1 protein-coding gene and 1 pseudogene are annotated in these 889 nt (G+C 65.5%); both read left to right on the top strand.

Features of this window, described 5'->3' with window-relative positions:
- Window positions 1-178, top strand: a pseudogene (locus EOA36_RS38705) (aspartate aminotransferase family protein); the annotation flags it as partial.
- A gap of 9 nt (window positions 179-187) precedes the next feature.
- A partial coding sequence (locus EOA36_RS36275; protein ID WP_148669444.1) for an alcohol dehydrogenase catalytic domain-containing protein occupies window positions 188-889 on the top strand: 702 nt, incomplete at its 3' end.

The following is an 889-nucleotide window of genomic DNA, read 5'->3' as shown; positions in this document are numbered from 1 at the left end:
GCTCAAGATCGGACCGCAGGTCGCAACGGCCCTTGCCGCCAGCGGCGTCATCGGCCGCGCCATGCCGCAGGGCGACATTCTCGGCTTCGCGCCGCCGCTGTGCCTGACCCGCGAGGAAGCCGACATCGTGGTGGCCAAGACCGCCGATGCCGTGAACAACGTATTCGCCAATCTCTGAGACCGACCCATGAATGCCATGACCAAAACCCTCCCCGCCACCATGGCCGCCGTGCTGCTCACCGGGCACGGCGGACCTGAAAAGCTCGTCTACCGCACCGATGTCAAAGTGCCTGCCCTCGCTTCAGGTGAGGTGCTCATAAGGGTCAGCGCTTGCGGGATGAACAACACCGATGTCTGGGTGCGCCAGGGCGCCTATGGCACGGAGGAAGATGCGGGCGCGGTGTCGACCTGGCGAAGGCAGGGCAATACGCTGACCTTCCCGCGCATCCAGGGCACCGACACTGTCGGCACCATCGCCGCCGTCGGCGAAGGTGTATCACCGGACCGTATCGGCGAACGGGTGATCGTCGATTTCTCCATCTACAACCGCGACGACGATTCACTCGCCGACATCGACTATATGGGCCACGGCCGCGATGGCGGTTATGCCGAGTATCAGGCTGTGCCAGCCGACAACGCGCATGTCGTCGACACGGAGATGAGCGACGTCGAACTCGCCACCTTCTGCTGCGCTTATCTCACCGGCGAACAGATGCTGGAACGCGCCGGCTTGAAGGCTGGCGAGCGCGTGCTGGTCACCGGCGCCTCGGGCGGCGTCGGTTCCGGCATCGTGCAACTGGCGCGGGCGCGTGGCGCCATTCCCTATGCGGTCGCCGGCAAGGGCAAGGAACAGGCCGTACTCGACATCGGCGCCGAGGCGGTCATCACC

It is taken from the genome of Mesorhizobium sp. M8A.F.Ca.ET.021.01.1.1, from assembly GCF_003998025.1.
Taxonomy (GTDB): domain Bacteria; phylum Pseudomonadota; class Alphaproteobacteria; order Rhizobiales; family Rhizobiaceae; genus Mesorhizobium.
This window is presented reverse-complemented; position numbering and strand designations above follow the sequence as displayed.